Raw genomic sequence first — 17014 nt, 5'->3', positions numbered from 1 at the left:
GCAGGCCCTGCGGCAGGCCCACCCCTGGGGCTTCGGGGCTTCGCCCTGGCCTTCGGCCACCCCAGGCCCGGGCCTGCCTCCGGACCAGCCTGCCACGGTCTGTCAAGCGGCTCCCCCACACACCACGTGACCCACCGGCAATGCCGAGGGATTCGCGGACGTCGCTGGAGGTGGCCGCGGTGAGCGCGGCGGTCGCCCGACGTGTGAGGGCCCGGAGTGGTTGACGGACGCTGGTGATGCGTCCGGATGCCGCTCCGGGCCCTTGGTCGTGGGTGTCGTCGGGTGGTCGGGCCCTCGGTGGTCGGTCGTCGGGCCCTCGGTCGTCGGGTGTTCGGGTGGTCGGGTGGTCGGGTGTGGCTGGGGTCAGGCGGGTTCGGGGGCGTTCAGGCGCCGAGTTCGCGCACGAGGAACTCGCGTTCCAGGGCTAGTAGTTGTTCGTCCACGCCGTTCGGGGTCATGTGGGTGACGCCGGGGAGGGCCAGGAGTTGGTGGGGGCGGCCGGCCGTGGTGAGGGCCTGGGAGAGGAGGAGGGTGTGGGAGGGGTGGACGTTGTCGTCGGCCAGGCCGTGGACGAGGAGGAGGGGGCGGGTGAGGTGCGCCGCGTCCTTGAGCAGGCAGTCCTCTTCGTACACCTCGGGGTTCTCCTGCGGCAGGCCCAGGTAGCGCTCGGTGTACGCCGTGTCGTAGAGGCGGAAGTCGGTCGGGGCGGCGCCGGCGACGGCGGCGTGGAAGACGTCCGGGCGGCGTAGTACCGCCATGGCGGCCAGGTAGCCGCCGTACGACCAGCCGCGGACGCCCACCCGGTCGAGGTCGAGGTCGGGCTCGCGGTCGGTGAGGGCCCGCAGTGCGTCGACCTGGTCTTCCAGCGTCACCGCCGAGAAGCCCCGGTACACGGCGTGGGTGAAGGCGGGGGAGACGAACGGGGTGCCCCGGTTGTCGGTGGTCACCACGGCGAAGCCCTGGTCGGCCCACCACTGGCGCTGCTGCCAGCGGCGGGGCTCGGCCGACACGGCCTGGTAGCCGGGGCCGCCGTAGACGTCGAGCAGGACCGGGAGGCGGTGGCCGGCCACGTGCCCGCGGGGCAGCACCAGTGCGGTCGGCAGTCCCCGCTCGGTGACCCGGGCGAGCCGCGGGACGACGTGGTGGGGGAGCGGTTCGGACAGGTCGCGCGGGGTGAACTCGCGGCCGTCGGCCGTGCGTACGGTGCGGCGTACGCCGTCCGGGCCGGCCGAGGTCAGCAGCAGTGCGCCGTCCGAGGCGAGCGCCGAGTTGACGCCCGGGCCGTCCGCGAGGGGCGTGACGGCCCCGGTGTCCGGGGAGACGAGGAGTACCTGTTGTTCCGAGGGGTCCCGGGTGCCCGCCTCGATCAGCAGGGCGTTCGCGTGTTCGCCCAGCACCCGGCGGACCTGGATGCCGGCGCCGGTGAGCAGCAGGCCGTCCAGGGCGAGGGCCCGGGCGGCTCCGCCGGGGGTGTCGGCGGCGGTGAGCAGGCGGCGGCCGGTCAGGCGGGCGGGGGTGCCGGGCAGCGGGTCCACCCACTGCGGGTGCGTGGTGCGGGACAGCTCGCGGGTGCGGCCGGTGGCCGGGTCGGCGGTGAGCAGCAGGACGTTCTGCTGGAGCCGGTCCTGGACGGTCAGCAGGATCTCGTCGGAGCACTCCCAGCCCGCGTCCGAGAGGTAGGGGAACGCCTCCGCGTCCCACTCCAGCCGCACCCGGCGGCCGTCGGGGCCGAACACCCACAGCTGCACGTCCGCGTTGGGGCCGCCCGCCTTCGGGTAGGCGAAGGACTCCGGGGCCCGCTCGGGGTGCGCCGGGTCGGTGAAGTACCGCCGCTCCAGCGCGCCCTCGGCCACCCGGGCGGCCAGCAGCGTCACGCCGTCCGGCGACCACCAGTGGCCCCGGGGCCGGCCCAGCTCCTCGGCGGCGGCGAACTCGGCCACGCCCCAGCGGGCCCCGTCGTCGGGCGTGACGCGGCCGCCGGGCACGGTGTGCAGGGCGTCGCCGGTGACGTACGCGACGCGGGAGCCGTCGGCGTTGGGGCGGGGGTCGAAGACGGGGCCGGCGGCGTCCAGCTCCTTGGCCTGCGTACCGTCGGCGAACGCCTGGAACAGGCGCCCGTACAGGGCGAAGACGGCGCTCGTGCCGTCGCCGGCGAGGGCGAAGGAGCCGATGCCGGGGGCCCACAGCCGGACCCGCTCGCGCAGTCGGCGCTCGGCGGGCGGCAGCTCGCCCGGCCCCGGGACGAGGGCGGCGGGGTCGGCCAGCAGGCGCTCGGTGCCGTCGGCCGTGTCGAGCACCCACAGGCCCTCGACCGGGTCCGTGGGGCCGGTCGAGCGCAGGAAGTACAGCAGCCGGCCGGCCGCGCCGAAGGCGGCGGCGCGCGGGGCGCCGTACGCGAAGCGGCCGGTGCGGGCCGAGAGGTCGAGGTACGGGTCCTTGTGGTCCATGGCACAAGAGTGTGACATGTGAAATTGCACCAGCCCACCCCCGGGGCGGTGGGAGCGAAGTATGGCCGAGTGGTGGCACCTGCGCACGGGGCATACCGTCGAAAGGGTGGAACCGAGTGCCCAGCCGACCACCACCGGGACCGACGGCAAGGTCCGCGGAGACGGGAACGGGCTCGCCCTGTTCGTCATCGCCTCCTGCCAGTTGATGATCGTTCTCGACATCACGATCGTGAACATCGCGCTGCCGCACATCCAGACGGCGCTGAACTTCTCGACCACCAGCCTCTCCTGGGTGGTCAACGCCTACACGCTGACCTTCGGCGGTCTGCTGCTCCTCGGCGGCCGAGCCGGTGACATCCTCGGCCGCCGCCGCGTGTTCATGTTCGGCGTCCTGCTCTTCGGCCTGGCCTCCCTGCTCGGCGGTCTCGCGCAGAACGACTGGGAACTGCTCGCCGCACGCGCCCTCCAGGGCGTCGGCGGCGCCATCGCGTCCCCCACCTCCCTGGCACTGATCACCACCACCTTCACCGAAGGCCCGGCCCGCAACCGGGCGTTCGGCGTCTTCGCCGGCGTCTCGGCCGCCGGCGGCGCGATCGGCCTGCTGCTGGGCGGCATCCTCGTCGAATGGCTCGACTGGCGCTGGATCTTCTTCGTCAACGTGCCCATCGCGGCCCTCATCGCCTTCGCCACCCCCCGGGTCATCAAGGAGTCCGAGCGGCACACCGGCCACTTCGACCTGGCGGGCGCACTCACCGCCACGCTGGGCATGGTGGCGCTGGTCTACGGCTTCATACGGGCGGCCCAGGAAGGCTGGCGCGACCCGCTCACCCTCGGGTCCTTCGCCGCCGCGATCATCCTGCTGACCTCGTTCGTCTTCATCGAGCGGCGCTCCACGCAACCGATCACACCGCTGCACATGTTCGCCGACCGCAACCGCGCCGGCACCTACGGCATGATGCTCATGCTCGCCTGCGCGATCTTCGGCATGTTCTTCTTCCTGACGCTCTTCGTGCAGAACGTCCTCGGCTTCAGCCCGCTGGAGGCCGGCCTGGCCTTCCTGCCGGTGAGCGCGGTCATCGCGGTCGCCGCCGGGTTCACCTCGCAGATGCTGCCGCGGTTCGGGCCCAAGCCCTTCATGGTGGTCGGCGCGCTGCTCGCCGCCGCGGGCCTGACCTGGCTGACGCAGTGCGACATCGACTCCACGTACCTGGGCAGCATCCTCGGGCCGATCCTCGTCTTCGCCGCCGGCATGGGCCTGCAGTTTGTCTCGCTGACCCTGATGGCCCTCTCGCGGGTGCCCGACCAGGAGTCCGGCGCCGCCTCCGGCTTGCTGAACGCCATGCAGCAGGTGGGCGGTTCGCTCGGCCTGTCGATCCTGGTCACCGTCTTCGGCACGGCCAGCCGCACCGAGGCCCAGAACGTCGTCCCCGTCTTCCTGCGGGAGAGCTCGCCCGCGCAGAAGCTGTACTTCGCGCGCACCCAGCAGCTGCCCGACCCGTGGGGCGACCAGGTCCTCACCTACGGCGTCACCCGCGCCTTCATCGCGGCCGCGGCCTTCTCCGTCGTGGGCGCCCTGATCGCCTTCTTCGTCATCGAGGTCCGCCCCGACGACATCGAGCGGCTCAAGGGCAACCACGGGCCGATGCCCGGCGCCTGACCGCGCCCGGGTCCCCGGGCCGTCGCCCGGTCATCCCTCCACCAGCCGGCGGAAGGCCTCCGCGTCGCGGACCGCGGCCGCGCCCCGGTCGTTGTTGAAGTACGCGTACACCTCGGCCGTGGCCGGCCAGGTGTCCCCGATCCGGCCCGCCCAGCTCCGCAGCGCCGTCCGCCCGTACCGGGGCGGCGGCTGCGCGCGGCCGGCGTGGAAGCGCACGTAGCCCCAGTCCGCCGTGCGCCACAGCGGGGTGACGGGCCGCGAGTCGCGGTCGGCCCAGCACAGGGCGGCGCCGTGCGCCGTGAGGACGTCCCGCACCTCCTCGTCCCACCAGGAGTCGTGCCGCGGCTCCACCGCCACCCGCACCCGGCTCGGGAAGCACCGCAGCACGGCGTCGAGGGCCTCGGGGTCGGCCCGCAGGGTGGGCGGCAGCTGCAGCAGCACCGGACCCAGCCGGTCCCCGAGTCCGGCCGCCCGGTCGAGCAGGCGCCGCACCGGTTCCTGCGGGTCCCGCAGGCGCTTGACGTGGGTCAGGAACCGGCTGGCCTTCACGGCCCACACGAACCCCGCGGGCGTGCGCTCCCGCCACGAGGCGAAGGTGGCCCGCTCGGGCAGCCGGTAGAAGGCGTTGTTGCTCTCCACGGTCGCGAACCGGCGGGCGTACTCCTCCAGCCACGCCCGCTGCGGGCACCCGGACGGATAGAACGCGCCCCCCGCCCAGTCCCGGTACTGCCATCCGGAGGTCCCCACGCGCACGGCCACGGTCCCACCCGCCTCCGCTCGTCCGGCACGGTCGCCGGCTCGGTCCCCCGCGCGGCGCCTACCCCGGGGCGGACCTCCTACGCGCCCGCCGACGCGACCGGCGCACCGGGCGCGCTAAAGCACGATTAAAGGGCGGCCGCGGGCGGTGCAAAAACCCTGCTTGCGCCATGGCGGCACGGGCGCTGAAACAGTGCCTGCGGCCGTTGCGGGGGGCCGTACGCCGCTCCTAGCGTGGCAGGTCGACCGGGGCCGCCAGGGCCCCTTGGAGCGGGGACGGGACGAGCATGTCGGAAGTCGCGCCGAGCCCGCGGGACCTTCCCGCACGGCCGGGGGCGGTGCGGAGCGTCGGCGCGGGCCTCGACCCCGAGCGGGTGGTCGCCCTCCTCGAGGGGGCGGGCTTCGGCCCGTACGCGGGTGCCCCCCGTTCCCGGCTCGGCCCGGTCGTCGGCGTGCTCGAGGAGCGCCGCCCCGGTCGGTACACCGCCGCCGCGGACGAGCGCGAGGCCGTCGCCGTCGCCGCCGGCGCGCGGCTCGCCGGCCGGCTGCCGGTGGTCATCCTGGAGGCCTCGGGACTCGGCAACGCCGTCGACCCCCTCACCTCGCTCTGCGTCACGCTCCGGCTGCCCGTCCTCCTGCTGGTCACCCGGCGCGGCGGGCCGGGCACCGCCGAGGAGCCGCACCACGAGCTCATGGGCCGGATCGCCCCCGAGCTGCTGACCGCCATGGGCATCCGCCACGAGCCGTTCCCGACCGGCGAGGAGGCCCTGCGCGACCGGCTGGCCGCCGCCGCGGCACATCTGCACGAGACCGGGCGGCCCTTCGCCTTCATCGTGCCGCCGGAGGCCGTCGCGCCCCGCACCGGGCCGCCGGCCGGGCCGGTCGCGGCGGTCGCCTCCCCCGGTGGCGTCGGGCCGATGCTCCGCACCGAGGCCGTCGGCCACGTCGTGCGCGCGGTCGGCGAGGACGCCCTGGTCGTCGCCACCGCCGGACGGACCGCCCGCGCACTGGAGCGCGACCGGGGCCGGCCGGGCACCCCGTACGTCGTCGGCCCGGCGGGCTGCGCCCCCGGCATGGCCCTCGGCGTCGCGCTGAACGCCCCCGACCGCCGCGTGGTGGTCCTCGACGGCGACGGCGGCGCCCCCGTGCGGCTGGAGGCCATGGCGGCCATCGGCCGCCTCGCCCCGCCGAACCTGCTGCACGTGCTCCTGGACGACGGGGCGTACGGGGCGTACGGGGCGCGCGGCGTCACCGGTGGCAGCCCCACCGGCTCCGCGGAGATCAACTTCACCGAGATCGCGGCGGCCTGCGGCTACTGCTCCGCCACCGAGGTGACCGGCCCCGGCGCGCTGGCCGCCGCCCTCGCCGCCGAACTGGCGGCCCCCGGACCGGCGTTCGTACGGGTCCGGATCGCGCCCGGCGCCGACCCGCGGCCCGGCCGGCCCACGCCGGCGGCGCCCGCGTCCGCCGCCCGGTGAGCGACGGAGGTCTGCGCATGAGCCCGTACCCCGCCGGCCGGCCCGTCCTGATGGACCCCGCCCCCGCGAACCCCGCCCCCGCGAACCCCGCCCCCGCGAACACCGGCCCCGCGAACACCGGCCCCGCGAACACCGACCCGGCCGTGCGGCGGGCGCTCGGCGGGCCGGACCTGTGCCACCGGGAACCCGAGTTCGGCGACCTGATGACCCGGGTCCGCGAGAAGGTCACCGCCGTCTGCGGCGGCGGCGCGGAGCACACCGCGGTCGTCCTGACCGGCTCGGGCACCGCCGCCCTCGAGGCGGCCCTCGCGTCGGCCGTGCCCGCCGACGGCGGCGTGCTCGTCATCGACAACGGGCACTACGGCGAGCGCCTGCACGCCGTCCTGGTCTCGCACGGCATCCGCAGCCGGCGGCTCCAGCTGGGCTGGGGCGCCGCGATCGACCACGACCTGATCGGCCGGCTGCTGGCCGCCGATCCCACGCTCGGGCACGTCGCGGTCGTCCACCACGAGACCAGCACCGGCGTGCTCAACGACGTCGCGGCCGTCGCCGCCGTGGCCCGCGCGCACGGCCGTCGCACCGTCGTGGACGCCGTCGGCAGCGTCGGGGCGGAGGACGTCGACATCGCGCGCGACGGCATCGACTGGCTCGTCGGCACCGCCGACACGTGTCTGGAAGGCGTGCCGGGCCTGGCGTTCGTGTGCGCCCGGCGGGAGGCCTTCGAGGGGCTCGCCGGACACCCGCGGCGCGGCTACTACCTCGACCTGCACCGCCACTACCGGGCGCAGGAGGGGGACCGGGCACCCGCGTTCACCCCCGCCGTGCCGCTCTTCCACGCCTTCGAGGCGGCCCTCGACCTGGTGCTCGCGGAGGGCGTCGCGGCCCGCGGCGACCGGTACCGGGCGGTCGCCGAGCGGCTGCGCGCCGGGCTGGCCCGGCTCGGCCTGGGGCTGCTCGCCTCCGCGCGCCCGGCGGTGGGCCTGACCGCCGTCCACCTGCCGGAGGGCATGACGTACGACCGGCTGCACGAGGTGCTGAAGCGGGCGGGGTTCGTCATCCGCCCGTGCCAGGGACCGCTCGCGCAGGGGTTCTTCCGGCTGTCGACGACGGGCCCGATGGGTGCGGCGGACGTCGACCGCCTCCTCGCGGTGCTCGCCACCGAACTGCCCGCCGGCACCGGCGGGTAGCCGACCGCCGCCCCACCGGAATTCCCCGCCGCGGTCGTGGTCGTGGTCGTGCGCCACGGCGCCTTTGGCAAGGCCCTTTCCACAATGGTCCGGACGGAGACATCGGCGGGTAATTCCGGGCTCGGCGAGGCCGTTTTCCTCCGCCGTCGGACGGCACAATTCTGGGGATCCCCCTACCGGTCGGGACCGTTCACCGACCGCTCTCGATTGGGGTTGACCGCCCCCTCGAGTCATGTTCGACTGGCGGACGCTGACGGAGTGCAGGCAGCGGAAACAGGGGAATGTGACGTGCAATTCAAGGTCCTGGGACCGATCGAGGTCGAAGCCGGCGGACGGGTGGTGACGCCGCAGCCGGAGAAGCTCCGTTGCCTCCTGGCGCTCCTGTGCGTGAAGTCGGGCACGGTCGTCTCCAGGCAGTCCCTGACCCACGCGCTGTGGGCGGGCGATCCGCCCCGCACGGCCCGCACGGCGCTGCAGGTGTACGTGTCCAAGCTGCGCAAGTTCCTCGACGAGCACGGCGACCTCGCCGGCCGCCTGGTCACCAAGCCGCACGGGTACGTCTTCGAGCTGGAGCCGGAGCGGCTGGACCTGCGCGGGTTCGACGCGCTGTGCGAGGGCGGCCCCTACCGCGGCGCACCGGCCGGCGCGGGCCCCGTCCCGGAGCCCGAGGAGGAGCTGCGGCGGCTGAGCCGGGCGTGCGCGCTGTGGCGCGGCCCCGCCCTGGCCGACCTGCGCGGGCTGCCGGCCTTCGCCGCACTGGGCCGCGCCCTCGACGAGAAGCGCCTGGGCGCCCTGGAACGGGGCTTCGACCTGCGGCTGGGGCTGGGACGCCACCAGGCCGCGATCGCGGACCTGTACGAAGTCGTCGACGAGCACCCGATGTGGGAGGCCGTCCACGCCCAGCTCATGCTCGCGCTCTACCGCAGCGGCCGGGTGCCCGAGGCGCTGGAGGCCTACCGCAGGATCCACACCACCCTCGTGGCCGAACTCGGCATGGAGCCGGGCGACCCGATCCGGCTGCTGCACCGGTCGATCCTGCGGCGGGACCCCGTCCTCGACGTGCCTCCGGCCGGGCCCGCCGCCGGCCCGGCCGGGATCGCCCGTCAGGCCGCGGCCGTCGCCGCGGCCAGCCGCTCCGCGATCCCCGTGGTGATCGCCTCGGCGTGATCCGTGAGGTAGAAGTGGCCGCCGGGGTAGACCTGGAGCTCGAACGGCCCGTCGGTGCACCCGGCCCAGTGGTGCAGCTCGCCGACCCCCACGCGCGGGTCCGAGAACCCGGTCAGCGCGTGCACCGGGCAGCGCAGCTGCGGCCCCGGCACGTACCGGTAGGTCTCGGCGGCCCGGTAGTCGCTGCGGATGGCCGGCAGGACCAGGTCCAGCAGCTCGGGGTCGCCGAACATCCCCGACTCCGTGCCGTCGAGGGCCATGATGTCCTCGACCAGCTCCCGGTCGGAGAGCAGGTGCAGCCCGTCGTCGACCACCCGGTGCGGGGCGCGTCGACCGGAGACGAACAGGGCGACGGGCGCCCGGCCGGCGTCCTGCACGCGGCGGGCCACCTCGTAGGCGAGGGTGGCGCCCATGCTGTGGCCGAACAGCGCGAACGGACGGTCCAGGTGGGGGGCGAGGGCCTCGGCGACCCGGTCGGCCATCACGGCCATGTCGGGGACGTTGGGCTCGGCCCGCCGGTCCTGCCGCCCGGGGTACTGCACCGGGAGCACCTCGACGCCGCGCTGCGCGAGGTCGCGCGAGAGCGGGAAGAAGAAGCTGGCGGAGCCCCCGGCGTGCGGGAAGCACACGAGCCGGGCGGCCGGGTCGGGGACCGGGTGGAACCCGCGGATCCAGGAGCCGGTGTCGACGCCGCCCTGGCCGCCGCCGTGGTCGGGACTCTCCATCATTTCCACTTTCCTTCATGCCTGTTCTCACTGGTGCGCCGAATCGAGAATGGCGGAGCCGCTTTCCGGTGGGCAACCCCCCTACCCGCTTTCTGGGGGGTCCCGGGTGGGAAATCGGGGTTTCCGGACCGGGGTCCCCGTTCCTACCCTGGCCCCGTGAAAGAAATAGTCAGCGCCATCCTTTCCGACGACGCCGAGGGCGTGGATTTCGCCGCTCTGCGCCTCCCCGACCACTACCGGGGGAGCGTCGTGAGAAAAGACGAAACGGGCATGTTCGAAGGCATGGCGACGGCGGACAAGGATCCGCGGAAGTCGTTGCACCTGCAGGACGTTCCGACGCCGGTGCCGGGCCCGGGCGAGGCCCTGGTGGCGGTGATGGCGTCGGCGATCAACTACAACACCGTGTGGTCGTCGATCTTCGAGCCGCTGCCGACGTTCGGGTTCCTGGAGCGGTACGGCCGCCTGAGCGAGCTGACGCGGCGGCACGACCTGCCGTACCACGTGCTGGGTTCGGACCTCGCGGGCGTGGTGCTGCGGACCGGGCCGGGGGTCAACCGGTGGAAGGCCGGGGACCGGGTCGTGGCCCACTGCCTGTCGGTGGAGCTGGAGTCGGCCGACGGCCACGGTGACACGATGCTCGACCCGGAGCAGCGGATCTGGGGCTTCGAGACGAACTTCGGCGGTCTGGCGGAGCTGGCGCTGGTGAAGTCCAACCAGCTGATGCCCAAGCCCGAGCACCTGAGCTGGGAGGAGGCCGCCAGCCCCGGTCTGGTGAACTCCACCGCCTACCGGCAGCTGGTCTCCCGCAACGGCGCCGGCATGAAGCAGGGCGACAACGTCCTGATCTGGGGTGCCAGCGGGGGCCTGGGCTCGTACGCCACCCAGCTGGCCCTGGCCGGCGGCGCCAACCCCGTCTGCGTCGTCTCCTCCCCGGAGAAGGCCGAGATCTGCCGCAGGATGGGGGCGGAGGCGGTCATCGACCGCAGCGCCGAGGGCTACGCGTTCTGGAAGGACGAGCAGACCCAGGACCCGCGCGAGTGGAAGCGCTTCGGCTCCAGGATCCGTGAGCTGACCGGCGGCGAGGACGTGGACATCGTCTTCGAGCACCCCGGCCGCGAGACCTTCGGCGCCTCCGTCTACGTCACCCGCAAGGGCGGCACCATCGTCACCTGCGCCTCGACCTCGGGGTACCGGCACGAGTACGACAACCGGTACCTGTGGATGTCGCTGAAGCGGATCGTGGGCTCGCACTTCGCGAACTACCGCGAGGCGTGGGAGGCCAACCGCCTCGTCATGAAGGGCAGGATCCACCCGACCCTGTCGAAGGTCTACCCGCTGGCCGAGACCGGCCAGGCCGCCTACGAGGTCCACCGCAACCTCCACCAGGGCAAGGTCGGCGTCCTCGGCCTCGCCCCCGCCGAAGGCCTGGGCGTACGCGACCACGAGATGCGCGCCCGGCACCTCGACGCCATCAACCGCTTCCGCAGCGCCGGACGCTGAGCCCACCCCCGCAACCCACCGCAGAGAAGGAACACAGCGAGGTCATGCCGCGCAACTCATCCGTCGTGGGCGTCGTCGGGCTCGGCTCCGTCGGCCAGCCCCTGCTCACCCTGCTGCACACCGCCGGGTACGAGGTCATCGGCGTCGATCAGCACCCCGACGTCCTGGCGCGGGTGGAACGGCGGATGAGGGCCCGCACGGCCGCGGGCACCGGCCGGGCCGGCGGCTACACCCTCACGAACGACACCGTCGCCCTGGTGGCTGCGGACGTGGTCGTGGAGGCCGTACCCGACGACCTGGCCGGCAAGACCGAGGTGCTGCGCCGGCTGCACGCCGTCTGCCTGGACCGCACCGTCCTGGTCAGCACGTCGGCCTCGCTGTCGCTGCCGCATCTGGCGATCGCGTCCGGCCGGCCCGCCCGCACGCTGGGCCTGCGGATGCTGCGCCCGCCCGTCCCGGGCGGCACGGTCGAGCCCCTGCGCACGGCCATGAGCGGCGACGACGCCGTCGCCACGCTGGACGCCCTGCTCGACGGGCTCGGGCTGGCGGCCGCGCCCCTCGGGGCCCGGCCCGGCGCGGCCGTCACCGCGCTGCTGTACGCGTACCTCAACCGCGCCGTCCGGGTCCTCGAGCAGGGGTACGCCGGCCAGGAGGCCGTCGACACCGCGATGCGGCTGGGCTGCGGGCTGCCCTCCGGACCGCTCCAGCTCCTGGACGAGATCGGCCTGGACACCGTGCGCGCCGGGCTGGCCGGGCTGCTGGCCCGGACGGGGGACGAGGCGTACCGCCCGGCGGCCCTGCTGGAGTCCCTGGCCGGCAGTGGTCTGCTGGGCCGCAAGACGGGCCACGGGTTCTACGCGTACGACGAACGGGGCCGCCCGCTCGACTCCCCGGAGCGTCCCGCGGCCGACCCGGCCGCCGCCGACGGCATCCGTCGGGTCGGCGTCCTGGGCTCGGGCACCATGGCCCGCGGCATCGCGGAGGCCGTCGCCGTCGCCGGCTTCCGCACCGTCCTGGTGGCGCGCGGGCCCGCGCGGGCGGAGGCGGCCCGCGCGGCGGTGGAGGCCTCGCTGACCGCGTCCGTGCGCCGCGGCCGGATCGAACCGCGGCAGAAGCGCACCGCCCTCGGCCTGTTCGAAGTCGGCGACCGCCAGGCGGAGCTGGCGGAGTGCGATCTGGTGATCGAGGCCACCGCCGAGGACCTCGCGCTCAAGAAGCGGATGTTCGCCACCCTCGGCGGGCTGTGCAAGCCGGGCGCGCTGCTGGCCACCACCACCTCCAGCCTGTCGGTCGCCGCCTGCGCGGAGGCCGCCGGCCGGCCCGGGGACGTCCTCGGCCTGCACTTCTTCAATCCGGCCCCGGTCATGCGGCTCGTGGAGCTGGTGACCACGCCCGGGACCGGCGCCCGGGCGGCGGCGACCGCCCGCGCCTTCTGCGAGCGGCTCGGCAAGACCGTGGTCCCGTGCGCAGACCGGGCCGGGTTCCTCGTGAACCACCTGCTCTTCCCCTACCTCACCGACGCGGTCCGGCTGCTCGACGGTCGGGAGGGCCACGACGTCGACATCGAGCACGTCGACGCCGCCGTCACGCAGGGGCTCGGCCACCCCATGGGGCCGTTCACCCTGCTGGACACCATCGGGCTCGACGTCTCCCTGGCCATCCTGCGGCGCCTCGACGAGGAGTTCCCCGACGGCCGGTACGCCCCGCCCCCGCTGCTGGAGCAGCTGGTGGCCCGGGGCTGCCTCGGCCGCAAGAGCGGCCAGGGGTTCCGGCGCGCGCCCGCCCGGGTCCGGCTCGCCTGACGGCGGCCGCGGGGGGCGGAACGGCATGAGGGGTCCGGGGGCGGGCGGCGGGTCGCGAGCCCGCCGCCCGCCCCCGGCCGGCTACCCGTCGGCGGGCCGCCCGGCCGGCACCCGGCCCAGCACCGCGGGCAGATCGGCCCGGCCCCGCACCCCCAACTTCTGGTACGCCCGGGTCAGATGCTGCTCGACGGTGCTCGCCGTGACGAACAGCCGGGCCGCGATCTCCCGGTTCGTACAGCCCTGCGACGCCAACAGCGCCACCCGCTGCTCCGCCTTGCTCAGCTCCTCCGGACCGTTCTCCTCCGGCGCGCCCCGCCCCGGAACGGCCGCCGCGGACCCGGCCGGACGGGGGTCCCCCAGCCGGTCGAGCAACTGCAGCGAACGCTCCTTCAGCCACGGGTTGCCGCCGCTGCCGTCGCCCTGCCGGGCCAGCTCCTCCGCCAGCAGTTCCCGGGCCTGCGCCGGGCTGTCGAGCTCGATCAGCGCCTCGGCCGCGTACACCCGCCACGACAGCGAGGTGGAGACGTTCAGGTCCCACGCGGCCATCAGGTCCCGGCAGGCGTGGAAGTCGCCGAGCGCCGCGTGGTACCGGCCGACCGACAGGTGGTAGCGGCCCCGCGCCTGCAGGTAGTGCAGTCCGGGCAGGGTCTGGAACATGACGTCGGGCACCGGCACCCGGAAGCACTCGGCGGCCCCCTCCCGGTCCCCCTGGGCCGTGCACGCCAGCACCTTGGCGGCCAGCGGCACGCCGATGGCGATGCCCCACGAGGTCGGGCCCACGAGCGTCAGCGCGAGGTCGGCCCGCCGACGGGCCACCTCGAAGTTGCCGAGCCGGCTCTCGACCGCGGCACTGGCCGCCGCCAGGATCGCGCGGACCACCGGCGTGCGCCCCTCCGCCTCCCGCAGCAGCAGGTCGCACCAGTCCGCGGCCCGGTCCAGCCGGGCGGCGTGCACGTACGTGGCCAGCGCGGCGATGGTCGGGGCCACCGGCGGATCGTGCAGGACCACGCCCTGGAGCAGTCGTTCGGCGGTCGCCAGCACCGAGCCCGTCGGCCCCTCCGACATCAGTGCGTGGAGCACCAGCGCGCCGTCGGCCTGCGGGTCCAGGGCGCCCACGCTGCGGCGCAGCGCCGCGGCGTCCAGCAGCGTGTGCTCCCGGTAGCGGGCCCCGAGCACGGGGTACGAGTGCGCGAACCAGACCCGCATCGTCTCCAGCTGGGCCTTGGAGTCCTCCGGCAACCGGTCCTCCACCGGGTCCAGGTCGGCGAACAGGGCGTCCGCCTCCTCGGGCCGGCCGTGCCACAGCAGGTGGGCGATGAGGCGGATGCTCTGCCGGTGGCCGAGCAGCCCGGCACGGTGGTCCTCGACGAGCCCGGGCAGGTGGACCCGGACGGCCGCGGGGTCCACCTCCCATTCGGCCTGCACGAGTTCGGCCCGCACCTGAGCCCGCTGGCGCGGGTCGGAGCAGCCGTCGTGCGCCACCCGCAGGCAGGTCAGGGCACGCTCGGGGTCGTTCGTCCGCAGGGCCTGCTCGGCCGTGTCGCGCAGCACCGCCAGCGCCCAGCTCTCGTCCACCGGACCGCCGGCGACCAAGTGGCGGGCCACCTCACCGGTCGCCGCCTGCCGGTAGAGCAGCCGGGCCGCGGCCCGGTGCAGGGCGGCGCGGTCCTGCGGTGCCAGCTCCGCCAGCGCGGTGGCCCGTACGGCCGGGACGCGGTAGCGGCCGTCCTCGGTCAGGCCGAGGGCGTCCATGGCCGCCACGGCCCGGGCAGCCGTGCCGCCGGGCAGGTCCAGCAGCCGGTCGAGGTCCGCGGTGGTGGCGTCGTCCCCCAGGACGGCCAGGCCGTGGGCGGTGCGGATGGCGGCCGGGTCGAGCTGGTCGAGCAGGTGGCGCACCGCCAGCCGGAACGCCTCGCCGGCGGCCGGCTCCGCGGCGGCGCCGTCGGCCCGGTCGTCCAGCAGGGCCCGCAGCAGCAGCGGACTGCCGCCCGAGGCCCGCTGCCACAGCGGCGCGGTCTCGGGGGCGGGCCGGGGGCCGGGGAGCGCGGCGAGCACGGCAGCGGTGGCCGTGACGGACAGCCGCCCCAGCTGGACCAGCGCACAGCGGGGGTTGCGGACGAACTCCGAGGTGAGCGCGGAGCCCGGCTGGGAGGTGTCGGCCCGTTCACCGAGCACCACGAGGATCCGGGCGGCGCCCACCCGGCGGACCAGGTAGAGCAGGCAGTGCCGCGAGGCGGCGTCCATCTCGTGCGCGTCGTCCACGGTGATGACGAGGGGGTCGCGCTCGGCCAGCCCGTGCATGAGGCGGTGGAACGCGTCGACGGCCCGGAGCGTCGCCCCGGTGGCCGGGCCGCCCGCTCCGGCGGGCGGGAGGGCCGTGTCGACGGGCGCCCCCGCGGCGGCCGTCAGCTGGCCGACGACCCCCATCGACAGGTCGCGTTCGGCGCGCGAGGCGATGGCGGTGAGCACTCTCGCCCCCGCGCCCAGCGCGTGGTCCTGGAGCTCGTGGACGAGGGTGGTCTTCCCCATGCCCGCGGCCCCGGTGAGGAGCACCGCCCGTCCCTGTCCCTCGCGTGCCCGTGCGAAGAGGTCGTCCAGGACCTCTCGCGCCCGGCCCCCGTCTGCCGTTGCCACGGACGCTCCCCTCAAGATGGCTGGATTCACCGGCCTGTGTTGCGTGGTTCAGGTAGATCAAAACATGAGACGCCATGAGCGTTTTCGGACACCGGGCACCGCCGTCCGCCGACACCGGCCCGGGACGCGTCCCGCGGAACGCTCCGGGCGCGTCCGGGGAGTCCGTGCGGACGGCTCCGTGCGGCGTCGGCCGGCAGCCCGCCAATGGTCACCCCCTATAGGGGAAGAGGCATTCGCAGGGCCCGTAATAGGGGGCCAATAGGGGACCCCCTAGTGCCTGGAAAACCAGGGGGTGCGGAGCGAATTGAAAACTTGCCAGCCGAGTCATGGGCTGACTAGCGTCCAGATACATGCAGAACGCGATTGAGGTATGGGCCACGGGCCTGGGAGCCATGACACCGCTCGGCGCCGACCTGCCCACGACGTGGGCGGCGATGCAATCCGGTGAGAACGGAATCGCGGCGCTCGACGAAAGCTGGGCCGAAAACCTTCCCGTGCGCATCGCGGCCCGGCTCACCACCGACCCGGCCGCGGCCATGCCCCGTACCGAAGCGCGCAAGCTGGACCGCTCGGAGCAGATGGCCCTGCTCACCGCCCGCGAGGCGTGGGCGGACGCGGGCGCCCCGCAGCCGGACCCCGAGCGCCTCGCCGTCGTCATCGGCACCGGCATCGGCGGCCTGACCTCGCTGCTCGGCCAGAACCACGTGCTGGAGACCTCCGGTCCGCGCCGGGTCTCGCCGCACACCGTCCCCATGCTCATGGCCAACGGGCCGGCCGCCTGGGTCAGCATGGACCTGGGCGCCCAGGCCGGTGCGCACGCCCCGGTGAGCGCCTGCGCCTCCGGTGCCGAGGCCATCGCCCTCGGCCTGGACCTCATCCGCTCCGGCCGGGCGGACATCGTTGTCGCCGGCGGGGTCGAGGCCAGCGTGCACCCGCTGCCGCTCACCGCGTTCGCCCAGATGATGGCCCTGTCCACGCAGAACGACGACCCGGCGCACGCCTGCCGCCCCTTCGACACCAAGCGCAACGGCTTCGTCCTCGGCGAGGGCGCGGCGGTGGTCGTCCTGGAGCGCGCCGACCACGCGCGGGCCCGCGGCGTGACCGCCCCGCACGGCACCGTCCTCGGCGCCGGCATCAGCTCCAGCGCCACCCACATCACCGCCTCCGACGTCGTCGGGCAGGTCCGCGCGATGCGGATGTCGCTGCGCGACGCCGGTGTCGCCCCCGAGCGGATCGGCCACGTGCACGCGCACGCCACCTCGACCCCGCAGGGCGACGTGGCGGAGGCCCGGGCCATCGCCGAGGCCGTCGGCACCCACCCGGTGGTCACCGCGACCAAGTCCATGACCGGCCATCTGCTGGGCGCCTCCGGCGCGTTGGGCGCCATCGCCGCGCTGCTCGCGCTGCGCGACGGCTCGGTCCCGGCCGTGCGCAACCTGGACGAGCCGGATCCCGAGGTCGAACTGGACGTCGTACGCGGCGCTCCGCGCACCGGGAGCTGGGAGTACGCGCTGGCCAATTCCTTCGGCTTCGGCGGGCACAACGTCTCCCTCGTGCTCGGCCGGCCCTAATCCCGAAATCACCCCCCCCATTGAAGGTTGAGATGACAGGTCGCAACGGCGGCCGGACCGGTCAGTGTCCGATAGCCCTCGATCACGATT

General features: G+C 74.8%; 11 protein-coding genes. 7 read left to right on the top strand and 4 right to left on the bottom strand.

Annotated features, from left to right (window positions below):
* Nucleotides 1–383: 383 nt before the first annotated feature.
* The gene (locus ACIQCH_RS20720) at nt 384–2447 is read right to left on the bottom strand and encodes a prolyl oligopeptidase family serine peptidase (RefSeq protein ID WP_402582805.1); all 2064 of its coding nucleotides are present in this window, start codon (nt 2445–2447) and stop codon (nt 384–386) included.
* Between the two features lie 205 nt (nt 2448–2652).
* Between ACIQCH_RS20720 and ACIQCH_RS20715 the strand changes: the two genes are divergently transcribed.
* Nucleotides 2653–4104 (top strand): MFS transporter, encoded by a 1452-nt coding sequence (locus tag ACIQCH_RS20715; protein ID WP_402582813.1) that lies wholly within the window; start codon nt 2653–2655, stop codon nt 4102–4104.
* A 30-nt stretch (nt 4105–4134) separates the two neighbouring features.
* Here the strand turns inward: ACIQCH_RS20715 and ACIQCH_RS20710 are convergent, their stop codons facing one another.
* Nucleotides 4135–4863: a DUF72 domain-containing protein gene (locus tag ACIQCH_RS20710; protein ID WP_402582804.1), complete on the bottom strand. Its 729-nt coding sequence runs from the start codon at nt 4861–4863 to the stop codon at nt 4135–4137.
* A 284-nt stretch (nt 4864–5147) separates the two neighbouring features.
* On the opposite strand from ACIQCH_RS20710, the gene ACIQCH_RS20705 reads away from it, so the two are divergent.
* The 3 genes from ACIQCH_RS20705 to ACIQCH_RS20695 all read left to right on the top strand — a co-directional run bounded on the left by ACIQCH_RS20705 (nt 5148) and on the right by ACIQCH_RS20695 (nt 8692).
* Nucleotides 5148–6338, top strand: coding sequence for a thiamine pyrophosphate-dependent enzyme (locus ACIQCH_RS20705; RefSeq protein WP_402582802.1), 1191 nt, complete (start codon nt 5148–5150; stop codon nt 6336–6338).
* Nucleotides 6339–6355: 17 nt separating this feature from the next.
* Complete coding sequence (locus ACIQCH_RS20700) at nt 6356–7525, top strand: aminotransferase class V-fold PLP-dependent enzyme (protein ID WP_402582800.1); 1170 nt, start codon at nt 6356–6358, stop codon at nt 7523–7525.
* 288 nt (nt 7526–7813) lie between these two features.
* On the top strand, nt 7814–8692 hold the full coding sequence (locus ACIQCH_RS20695; RefSeq protein WP_402582798.1) for a BTAD domain-containing putative transcriptional regulator: 879 nt from the start codon (nt 7814–7816) through the stop codon (nt 8690–8692).
* Here the strand turns inward: ACIQCH_RS20695 and ACIQCH_RS20690 are convergent.
* Complete coding sequence (locus tag ACIQCH_RS20690) at nt 8629–9420, bottom strand: thioesterase II family protein (protein WP_402582796.1); 792 nt, start codon at nt 9418–9420, stop codon at nt 8629–8631. The genes ACIQCH_RS20695 and ACIQCH_RS20690 overlap by 64 nt on opposite strands.
* A gap of 153 nt (nt 9421–9573) precedes the next feature.
* On the opposite strand from ACIQCH_RS20690, the gene ccrA reads away from it, so the two are divergent.
* Both ccrA and ACIQCH_RS20680 read left to right on the top strand, forming a co-directional pair.
* Complete coding sequence (gene ccrA, locus ACIQCH_RS20685) at nt 9574–10917, top strand: crotonyl-CoA carboxylase/reductase (protein ID WP_402582794.1); 1344 nt, start codon at nt 9574–9576, stop codon at nt 10915–10917.
* Between the two features lie 44 nt (nt 10918–10961).
* Nucleotides 10962–12719 carry a 3-hydroxyacyl-CoA dehydrogenase family protein gene (locus ACIQCH_RS20680; protein ID WP_402582792.1) on the top strand — a complete coding sequence of 586 codons (1758 nt, stop codon included), beginning with the start codon at nt 10962–10964 and terminating at the stop codon, nt 12717–12719.
* Between the two features lie 81 nt (nt 12720–12800).
* Here ACIQCH_RS20680 and ACIQCH_RS20675 read toward each other — a convergent pair whose 3' ends face one another.
* Nucleotides 12801–15353: an AAA family ATPase gene (locus ACIQCH_RS20675; RefSeq protein WP_402582790.1), complete on the bottom strand. Its 2553-nt coding sequence runs from the start codon at nt 15351–15353 to the stop codon at nt 12801–12803.
* Nucleotides 15354–15703: 350 nt separating this feature from the next.
* Between ACIQCH_RS20675 and ACIQCH_RS20670 the strand changes: the two genes are divergently transcribed.
* Nucleotides 15704–16924, top strand: a complete 1221-nt coding sequence (locus tag ACIQCH_RS20670; protein WP_402582788.1) for a beta-ketoacyl-[acyl-carrier-protein] synthase family protein — start codon at nt 15704–15706, stop codon at nt 16922–16924.
* Nucleotides 16925–17014 lie beyond the last annotated feature (90 nt).

Origin of the sequence: Streptomyces sp. NPDC093225, assembly GCF_044753805.1 — a bacterium.
Lineage (GTDB): Bacteria > Actinomycetota > Actinomycetes > Streptomycetales > Streptomycetaceae > Streptomyces.
Note: the sequence above shows the minus strand (reverse complement) of the source record. Positions and strands in the feature narration are given on the sequence as shown.

What these genes read in the sequence shown, in the direction of transcription:
- ACIQCH_RS20670 (WP_402582788.1), top strand. Translation starts at nt 15,704, where the DNA reads ATGCAGAACGCGATTGAGGTATGGGCCACGGGCCTGGGAGCCATGACA.
- ACIQCH_RS20690 (WP_402582796.1), bottom strand. Translation starts at nt 9,420, where the DNA reads ATGATGGAGAGTCCCGACCACGGCGGCGGCCAGGGCGGCGTCGACACC.
- ACIQCH_RS20700 (WP_402582800.1), top strand. Translation starts at nt 6,356, where the DNA reads ATGAGCCCGTACCCCGCCGGCCGGCCCGTCCTGATGGACCCCGCCCCC.
- ACIQCH_RS20680 (WP_402582792.1), top strand. Translation starts at nt 10,962, where the DNA reads ATGCCGCGCAACTCATCCGTCGTGGGCGTCGTCGGGCTCGGCTCCGTC.
- ACIQCH_RS20720 (WP_402582805.1), bottom strand. Translation starts at nt 2,447, where the DNA reads ATGGACCACAAGGACCCGTACCTCGACCTCTCGGCCCGCACCGGCCGC.
- ACIQCH_RS20705 (WP_402582802.1), top strand. Translation starts at nt 5,148, where the DNA reads ATGTCGGAAGTCGCGCCGAGCCCGCGGGACCTTCCCGCACGGCCGGGG.
- ACIQCH_RS20715 (WP_402582813.1), top strand. Translation starts at nt 2,653, where the DNA reads ATGATCGTTCTCGACATCACGATCGTGAACATCGCGCTGCCGCACATC.